At 69.7% G+C, this 8,630-nt stretch carries 6 protein-coding genes; 3 read left to right on the top strand and 3 right to left on the bottom strand.

Annotated elements, in window-relative coordinates:
• Positions 1–220: 220 nt before the first annotated feature.
• Both speB and B2284_RS03945 read left to right on the top strand, forming a co-directional pair.
• Positions 221–1,243 (top strand): agmatinase, encoded by a 1,023-nt coding sequence (gene speB / locus B2284_RS03950; protein WP_006947199.1) that lies wholly within the window; start codon positions 221–223, stop codon positions 1,241–1,243.
• Positions 1,240–2,991 carry a thiamine pyrophosphate-binding protein gene (locus tag B2284_RS03945; RefSeq protein WP_136788489.1) on the top strand — a complete coding sequence of 584 codons (1,752 nt, stop codon included), beginning with the start codon at positions 1,240–1,242 and terminating at the stop codon, positions 2,989–2,991. Before speB ends, B2284_RS03945 begins: the two co-directional genes overlap by 4 nt.
• A gap of 146 nt (positions 2,992–3,137) precedes the next feature.
• On the opposite strand, the gene B2284_RS03940 is transcribed toward B2284_RS03945, so the two are convergent.
• Positions 3,138–3,635: a MarR family winged helix-turn-helix transcriptional regulator gene (locus tag B2284_RS03940; protein WP_170957213.1), complete on the bottom strand. Its 498-nt coding sequence runs from the start codon at positions 3,633–3,635 to the stop codon at positions 3,138–3,140.
• 94 nt (positions 3,636–3,729) lie between these two features.
• Here B2284_RS03940 and B2284_RS03935 point away from each other — a divergent pair, with 94 nt between their 5' ends.
• Positions 3,730–5,214: an MFS transporter gene (locus B2284_RS03935; RefSeq protein ID WP_231729417.1), complete on the top strand. Its 1,485-nt coding sequence runs from the start codon at positions 3,730–3,732 to the stop codon at positions 5,212–5,214.
• 411 nt (positions 5,215–5,625) lie between these two features.
• Here the strand turns inward: B2284_RS03935 and B2284_RS03930 are convergent, their stop codons facing one another.
• Both B2284_RS03930 and B2284_RS03925 read right to left on the bottom strand, forming a co-directional pair.
• The gene (locus tag B2284_RS03930; RefSeq protein ID WP_136788490.1) at positions 5,626–7,011 is read right to left on the bottom strand and encodes an NAD-dependent succinate-semialdehyde dehydrogenase; all 1,386 of its coding nucleotides are present in this window, start codon (positions 7,009–7,011) and stop codon (positions 5,626–5,628) included.
• 24 nt (positions 7,012–7,035) lie between these two features.
• The gene (locus B2284_RS03925) at positions 7,036–8,490 is read right to left on the bottom strand and encodes an NAD-dependent succinate-semialdehyde dehydrogenase (protein ID WP_006943997.1); all 1,455 of its coding nucleotides are present in this window, start codon (positions 8,488–8,490) and stop codon (positions 7,036–7,038) included.
• Positions 8,491–8,630: the final 140 nt, after the last annotated feature.

The raw sequence follows: 8,630 nt of genomic DNA, 5'->3' as shown, positions 1-8,630 counted from the left end.
GAGGTCCACGAGGGCCTCCTTGGATCCGGGTGGCATGGCTCTGGCATGAGTCCACGGTGAACCGTATGAATATACGAGATCGACTCGTGACAAACGAGAGATTCGCATCGGTAAACACGTCCGTTAATCTGATCGTGACCTGATGAGTGGCCGTTCGACGGCTCGACGGGGTGCTCGCACCGGGCGTGCGCACGCCTCGTCGGAAGAGGAAGAGGACGAGATGGATCACCCCCGCATCGAGGCCGGCGGCAACGTCGGGCCCGTCAATGCCGCCCTCACGCCGCGGTACGCCGGCCTCGGCACGTTCGCGCGCCTGCCGCGCATCGAGGACGTCTCGAAGGCCGACGTCGCCGTCGTCGGCATGCCGTTCGACACCGGCGTCTCCTACCGCCCCGGTGCGCGTTTCGGCGCGACGCACGTGCGCGAGAGCTCGCGTCTGCTGCGCCCGTTCAACCCGGCGCAGTCCGTGTCGCCGTTCGCGCAGATGCAGATTGCCGATGCCGGTGACATCGCGCTCAACCCCTTCGACATCGAGTCGGCGCTGAAGGAAGCGGAGGAGGGTGCACGTCAGTTCGTCGACGAGGGCACCTCGCTCATCACGATCGGCGGCGACCACACCCTCGCCCTGCCGCTGCTGCGCGCGCACGCGAAGAAGCACGGCCCCGTCGCGCTGCTGCACTTCGACGCGCACCTCGACACGTGGGACACCTACTTCGGCGCCGAGTACACGCACGGCACGCCGTTCCGCCGCGCGTTCGAGGAGGGCCTCATCGACTCCTCCGGCGTCTGCCACGTCGGCACGCGCGGCCCGCTCTACGGCACGCAGGACCTCGAGGACGACGCGCGCTTCGGCTTCGGTGTCGTGACGAGCAACGACGTCATGCGCATGGGCGTCGACGAGGTCGTCGGGTTCCTGCGCGAGCGCGTAGGCGACCGTCCGCTGTACGTCTCGCTCGACATCGACGTGCTCGACCCCGCGCACGCGCCGGGCACCGGCACCCCCGAGCCGGGCGGTCTGACGTCGCGTGAGCTGCTCGAGATCCTGCGCGGCCTGCGCGGCACGAACCTCATCGGCGCCGACGTCGTCGAGGTCGCACCGCCTTACGACCACGCCGAGCTGACGGGCCTGGCCGCCGCCAACGTCGTCTACGAGTACATGTCGCTGCTCGCGCTCGGTGCGGACGCCGCGCCCGGCGGGCCCGCGTACGGCGAGTCCGGCACGGTGTACGGGGCCCAGCGGTGAGCGAGCAGATCCGTCACCCCGAGCCCGAAGCCGTCGCGCCGACGGGCGAGGGCGAGAAGATCCGCAACGGTGGCGACCTCGTCGTCGAGACGCTCGAAGCGCTCGGCACGACGACGGTGTTCGGCATTCCCGGTCAGCATGCGCTGGGCCTGTTCGACGCGCTGCGCCGCTCGGGGCTGCACTTCATGAGCTCGCGCGTCGAGAACAACGCAGCCTTCGCGGCCGACGGCTACTCGCGCGTCTCAGGCAAGCCGGCTGCGCTGTTCCTGTCGACCGGGCCGGGTGCCCTGACGGCGCTGCCCGGGCTGCAGGAGGCGTACGCGACGAGCGTGCCGATGGTCGTCGTCGCCTCGCAGGTGCCCGTCTCGGGCCTCGGCGGCGCGCGTCGCGGCATGCTGCACCAGCTCGACGAGCAGCGCCGCGCCGCCATCGACGTGACGAAGTCGCAGCGCACGGTGACGCACCACGCCGCCATCCCGACGGCCATCGAGTCGGCGTGGGTCGAGGCGATGACGTATCCGCGCGGGCCCGTGTGGGTCGAGGTGCCGCAGGACGTGCTGCTCGCGAAGACGGAGATCCCGCCGATCCGCACGGCCGTCTCGGCGCCGACGCCGGAGGGGCCGCGCCCCGAACTCGTCTGGGCTGCAGTGAAGTTGCTCGCGGGCGCGAAGCGCCCTGCCATCGTCGCCGGTGGTGGCGTGCGCCGCGCCGGCGCCGAGAGGGCGCTGCTCGCCCTGGCGGAGAAGCTCGACGCACCCGTCGTCTGCTCGCCGGGTGGCAACTCGGGTTTTCCGGTCGATCACCCGTTGTCGATGGGTTCGTGGGTCGAGGACCGTGCGGTCACCGACCTGCTCGCCGACGCCGACGTCCTGCTCGCCGTCGGCACCTCGCTCGGCGAGGTGACGTCGAACTACTTCACGCTGAAGCCGGCAGGCAAGCTCATCCATGTCGACGCCGAGCCGCGCGTGCTCGAGTCGAACCACCCCGCGCTCGGCATCGCGTGCGACGCGAAGGCGGCGCTCGATGCGTTCGTCGCGGCGTTCCCGGCAGAGGCGCCCGCGGGGCGCGCGTCGGGAGCGGAGCGTGCTGCCGAAGTGCGCAAGGCGATCGTCGCCCGGCTCGACGGTCAGGATCTCGCCCACGAGCGCGTGTTCATGGACGCCATCCGCGCCGGCATCCCCGACGAGGTGCCGACGTTCTGGGACATGACGATCGCCGCCTACTGGGCCTGGAACTGCTGGGACGGCCGCTCCGGCGGCTTCCACTCGGGTCAGGGCGCCGGCGGGCTCGGGTTCGCGTTCCCGGCCGCGCTCGGCGGCGCCGTCGCGCTCGCGGAGAAGCGCGGCGCAAAGCTGACGGACGTCGACGCGGCGTTCTCCGTCGGCGGGCACGAGCGCGTCGTCGCCGTCGCTGGTGACGGCTCGTCGATGTACTCGATCGCCGAACTCGCGACGGCCGTGCAACACGGCATCCCCGTCACGTGGCTCATCGTCGACGATGGCGGCTACGGCATCCTGCGCGAGTACATGGAGGCGACGTTCGGCCAGGCGACGCACACCGAACTGGCACGGCCGGACTTCGTCGCCTTGGCGGAGTCGTTCGGTGTCGAGGCTCAAGAGGTGGCTGTGGGTGACGAGGTCGGCTACGGCGAGTTGACGGACGCCCTGCGCGCGACGTTCGCCGCCGATGTCAACGGCCCGCGCGTCATCGTCGTCAAGACCCACCTCGAGATGTTCGCGATGAGCTGACCCCTCTGCGATTCCTGTCCCCTTCTGCGATTTTCGTCCACCTTCACGAAGGTGAACAAAAATCGCAGATGAGGACGTAGATCGCCGTTGGGTACGGGATGGCGAGAGTGAGGGGGGCGGCGGCTTCGCGGTGCAGTCGGGGACTCTCAGGGCGTGCCGGGGGCGCGCGGCGCGCCGTGGGGTGAGGGCGTCGGCGGTTCCTTGTAGGCGTCGATGAACGTCGCGAACGAGCTGACGAGACGTTCGCGTTCGCCGGCGGGCAGAGCGGCGAGGGCGTCGTCGACGCGGTCGAGGTGACGTCCGACGCTGCGCTCGTAGAGCGCCGCGCCGTCGTCGCTCGCCTCGAAGAGCCAAGCGTGAGACCCGGATTCGCGGAATCGCCGGACGACGCCGGCCCGCACCGCAGCGTTGACCTGACGGTTCGCCGTTGACTGCTCGAGCTCAAGTTCGCACGCGATCTGCTTGAGCGTGCGCGGCGGGCCGTCGCCCGTCAGCAGCCACAGCAGGCGGCCCTCGGCGATGCGCAACTCGCTCGCCTGCTCCTCGGCGCGGCGCATGATGTCGAAGTGAGAGAGCAGGCGCGCCATGGTGCGGGCACAGTCGCCGTTGCCGTCGTCGGCGGCGGTGTCGATGTCGCTCGCCACGTCTGCCGCCATCCCGTCACCCCGCTTGTTGCTTCGTACAACTAAATGTAATCTCATCGGGTAGGTATGTAATTTACACAAACGGAGTGGTCACTTGTCCTCACCCACCGCGCCGACCGGGGCCGCCCCCGCGATGCGCTTCTCCCCGATGACGGTCGTCGCCGTCCTCTGCATCGGCAGCCTCAGCGGCGCGCTCATGCAGTCCCTCGTCATCCCGATCCAGCGAGAACTGCCGGAGCTGCTGCACACGTCCGCGAGCAACGCCTCCTGGGCGGTGACGGCGACGCTGCTCGCCGGCGCCGTGACGATGCCCGTCACCGGCCGCCTCGCCGACATGTACGGCAAGAAGCGAGTCCTGCTCGTATCGGCGACGCTGCTCGTCCTCGGTTCGGTCGTCGCGGCGCTGTCGAGCACCCTCGCGCCGTTCCTCGTCGGCCGCGCGCTGCAGGGCATGGCGATGGGCTACATCCCGGTCGCCATCAGTCTCGTGCGCGAGGTCGCTCCGCCCGCGCGTGCGACGGGCGCCGTCGCCGCCGTCAGCGCGACGCTCGGTGTCGGTGGTGCGCTTGGTCTGCCGCTCGCAGCGTGGATCGCGCAGGACTACTCGTGGCACGACCTGTTCTGGCTGTCCGCGGTGCTCGCCGCCGTCGTCGTCGTGCTGACGGCGTTCGTCGTGCCGCACATCCACGACGAGCACCCGGCGCACATCGACCCTGTCGGCATCATCGGTCTCGCCGTGGGTCTGGTCTCGGCGCTCGTCGGTGTCTCGAAGGGCTCCGAATGGGGGTGGGGCAGTGGGCGCACGATCGGCAGCATCGTCGCCGGTGTCATCGTGCTGCTCGTCTGGGGCGCGTACGAGCTGCGTCACCACGATCCGCTCGTCGACCTGCGCACCATGGCGCGCCGCCCGGTGTTGTTCACGAACCTCGCGGCCGTGCTCGTCGGATTCGGCATGATGGCGCAGTCCATCATCGTGCCGCAGCTGCTCGAGATGCCCGAGGCCACCGGGTACGGTCTCGGCCAGTCGATCCTGCACGCCGGGCTGTGGATGGCTCCCGCGGGCCTCATGATGATGGCGTTCGCGCCCGTCTCGAGCGCGCTCATCACGCACCGCGGTGCGCGGGTGACGCTCGCCACCGGTGCGCTCGTCATCAGCATCGGCTACGTCATCGCGCTGTTCCTCATGAACGCGCCGTGGCAGCTCATGGTCGCCTCGTGCGTCGCGTCGGCGGGTGTCGGCATCGGTTACGCCGCCATGCCGACGCTCATCCTCGACAACGTGCCGATGCACGAGGCCGGCGCCAGCGTCGGCGTCAACGGCCTCATGCGTTCGGTCGGCACGACCGTCGCCGGCGCCGTCATGGCCGCCGTGCTGACGAGCCGCACGACCGTCCTCGCGCCGGGGACGCCCGCCATCCCGACGGAGGGCGCGTTCAAGGTGTGCTTCATCATCGGGGCCTGCGCCGCCGTCGCGGGCGCCGCCATCGCGATGCTCGTCCCGCGACGTGTGCGCCCCGACGCCGAGGCCCAGCCGGCCGGCGTCGACCTCGCACCGGAGGGCGCCGTCGTCGCGGGCTGAACCCGTCGCTCACGGTGAGCTCGAACGTCGCCCGCGAAGGCGTCAGATCTGACGCGTTCGCGGGCGACGTTCGTCATGAATGGCTGACGTCGGATGCAGTACCCCGATGGCGCGACATGTCGCGCAAGTGGGGATGCTGTGACGCAAGAACGCCCCACTCGTGCGACGTGACGCACGAGTGGGGCGTTCTCAGGCCCCGAGGGTCAGGTGGGCGTACTTCGTCAGCCCGCGATCACTTCGGCGGTCCGACGCGCGCCCGAAGGGGGCGGGGCACATCCTCGCTTCGCTGCGGTGCACCCCGCCCCTTCGAGCTTCGTCAGCCCGCGATCACTTGGGCGGTCCGACGCGCGCCCGAAGGGGCCGGGGCACATCCTCGCTTCGCTGCGGTGCACCCCGCCCCTTCGAGCTTCGTCAGCCCGCGATGCGGATCATCCGCTTGTTGCAGAACTCGTCGAACCCGTACGTGCCGAGCTCGCGCCCGAAACCGGAACGCTTGACGCCACCGAACGGCAGCTCCGACGAAGAACCGGGGGCCTCGTTGATCGACACCATGCCCGACTCGAGCCGATCGGCCACGCGCAGCGCGGCGTCGACGTCAGCCGAGTGCACCGACGCGCCGAGACCGAACAGCGTGTCGTTCGCGATGCGCACGGCCTCGTCCTCGTCGGCCGCCTTGTACATGACGGCGACGGGGCCGAAGATCTCCTCGCTCCACGCGCGCATCTGCGGCGTGACGCCGGCGAGCACCGTCGGCGTGACGTACGCGCCCGGACCGTCAGGACGCTTGCCACCGACGACCACCTCGGCGCCCGCGTCGACGGCGTCGTCGATCTGCGCCTGAATACCCTTCGCGGCGGCCTCCGTGACGAGCGGGCCGATGTTCGTCGACTCGTCGTGCGGGTCGCCCATCTTCAACCCGGCGACGGCCTCGGCGAACTTCGGCACGAACTTGTCGTACGTCTCGTCGCCGATGAGGATGAACCGCTTCGCCGCGTTGCACGCCTGGCCCGAGTTCTCGAAGCGGCCGAGGATGCCGTCCTCGACGGCCTTGTCGATGTCGGCGTCCGGCAGCACGATGAACGGGTCACTGCCGCCGAGCTCGAGCACGGCCTTCTTCAGGTTGCGCCCTGCACGCTCACCGACGGCCGAACCGGCACGCTCCGAACCCGTCAACGACACGCCCTGCACGCGCGGGTCGTCGATGAGCATCGCGATCTGCTCGTTCGTCGCGTAGAGGTTCTGATAGACATCCTTCGGCACCCCGGCGGCGTGATAGATCTCCTCGATCACCTTCGCCGAACGCGGGCACTGCGGCGCGTGCTTGAGCAGGATGACGTTGCCGAGCAGCAGGTTCGGCGCCGCGAAACGCGCGACCTGGTAGTAGGGGTAGTTCCACGGCATGACGCCGACGATGACGCCGACGGGCTCCTTGCGCATGTACGCGCGCCCGTCACGCTCGCCCAGGTCGAGCTCCTCGTCGGCAAGCACCTCCGGCGCGTGCTTCGCGTTGTACGCGTGGATGTCGCCCGAGAGCCACACCTCACCCGTCGCGTCGCCGTAAGGCTTGCCCATCTCGTCACCGATGATGCGCGCCAGTTCCTCCTGACGCGAGTCGTACTCGGCCGCGACGCGCTCGATGATCGCGATCTTCTCCTCGAGCGGCACCTTGCGCCAGCGCTCGCGGGCGGCGTAGGCGCGCTCGAGGGCGGCCATCACCTCATCGTCGGTCGCGGTGGGGAAGGTCTCCTCGACCTCACCCGTCGCCGGGTTCGTCACCGTGTAGATGGCTTCACTCATCACATGCCCCTTCGTCGCAGGCGCTCAGAGCGCCATGCCCACGTACTTGGTCTCGAGGTACTCGTCGATGCCCTGGAAGCCGCCCTCGCGGCCGAATCCGGAGGCCTTGACCCCGCCGAACGGCGCGGCCGGGTTCGAGATGACGCCGACGTTGACGCCGACCATGCCGTACTCGAGCTTCTCGGCGACCCGCAGCGCCCGCGAGTAGTCCTTCGAGAAGAAGTACGCGGCGAGGCCGTACTCCGTCGAGTTCGCGCGGGCGATGACGTCGTCCTCGTCGGTGAACGTCTGGATCGCGGCGACCGGGCCGAAGATCTCCTCGCGCACGATGTCGTCGTCACCGGGCACGTTCGTCAGGACGGTGGGGGCGACGAAGTTGCCCTCGCTCGGCACCTGCTCGTCGCCGCACACCTTCGTGGCGCCCGCGGCGACGGCACCGTCGATGAGTCGCTGGACGTTCTTCACGGCCTTGCCGGTGATGAGCGGGCCGACGGTGACGCCCTCGTCCATGCCGTTGCCGACCGTCATCGCCTTCATCTTCGCGGCAAACTTCTCGCCGAACTCCGCGGCGACCGACTCGTGCACATACAGACGGTTCGCGGCCGTGCAGGCCTCACCGATGTTGCGCATCTTCGCCGCCATCGCGCCCTCGACGGCCGCGTCGACGTCAGCGTCCTCGAAGACCATGAAGGGCGCGTTGCCACCGAGCTCCATCGACACGCGCAGCAACTGCTCGGCCGACTGCTCGACGAGCTTGCGGCCGACAGCCGTCGAGCCGGTGAACGTCAGCTTGCGAGCTCGCGGGTCGCGAATGAGCGGCTCCATGACGCCGCCCGAATCGCTCGTCGTGACGACGTTGACGACACCCTTCGGGACGCCGACCTCCTCGAGGAGCGCGACGAGGGCGAGCATCGTCAGCGGCGTCTCGGCGGCGGGCTTGATGACCATCGTGCAACCGGCCGCGAGCGCCGGACCGATCTTGCGCGTGCCCATGGCGAGCGGGAAGTTCCACGGCGTGATCATGAGGCACGGGCCGACGGGCTGCTTCATCGTCAGCAGTCGCGATCCGCCCGCGGGGGCGGGCAGGTACGTGCCGTTGATGCGCACGGCCTCCTCCGCGAACCAGCGGAAGTACTCGGCGCCATAGGCGACCTCTCCCTTGGCCTCGGCGAAGGGCTTGCCCATCTCGAGGGTCATGAGCGCCGCGAAGTCGTCGGTGCGCTCGATGAGCAGCTCGAACGCCTTGCGCAGCAGTTCGGAACGCTCACGCGGTGTGGTGGCCGCCCAGCTCGCCTGCGCGGCGTGCGCGGCGGCGAGGGCTGCGTCGCCGTCAGCGGGGGAGGCGTCGGCGACGCGCGCGAGGACCTCGCCGGTCGCGGGGTTCGTCACCTCGAGCGTCTTGCCGCCCTCCGCGTCGCGCCATGCGCCGTCGACGAACAGCTGCTTCGGCACGTCGTTGATCAGAGCCTTCGTGTCCATGTGTCTTTCCTATCCCAGATTCGTGGTGTACCGGCGAGTACGGCGGGTGCAGCTGTGGAAGCGGCTGTGCCGGATCGCCCGGGGCGGGGCGATCCGACACAGCCTGTGGATGGTCGTGCTCGCTCAGGCGCTCAGGCGCT

Source organism: Dermacoccus sp. UBA1591 (genome assembly GCF_002322065.1).
In the GTDB taxonomy this organism is placed as follows: Bacteria; Actinomycetota; Actinomycetes; order Actinomycetales; family Dermatophilaceae; genus Dermacoccus; species Dermacoccus nishinomiyaensis.
Note: the sequence above shows the minus strand (reverse complement) of the source record. Positions and strands in the feature narration are given on the sequence as shown.

Bases quoted from the DNA above. Each gene is read 5' to 3' on its own strand.
- B2284_RS03930 (WP_136788490.1), bottom strand. From the start codon at position 7,011: ATGAGTGAAGCCATCTACACGGTGACGAACCCGGCGACGGGTGAGGTC.
- B2284_RS03925 (WP_006943997.1), bottom strand. From the start codon at position 8,490: ATGGACACGAAGGCTCTGATCAACGACGTGCCGAAGCAGCTGTTCGTC.
- speB (WP_006947199.1), top strand. From the start codon at position 221: ATGGATCACCCCCGCATCGAGGCCGGCGGCAACGTCGGGCCCGTCAAT.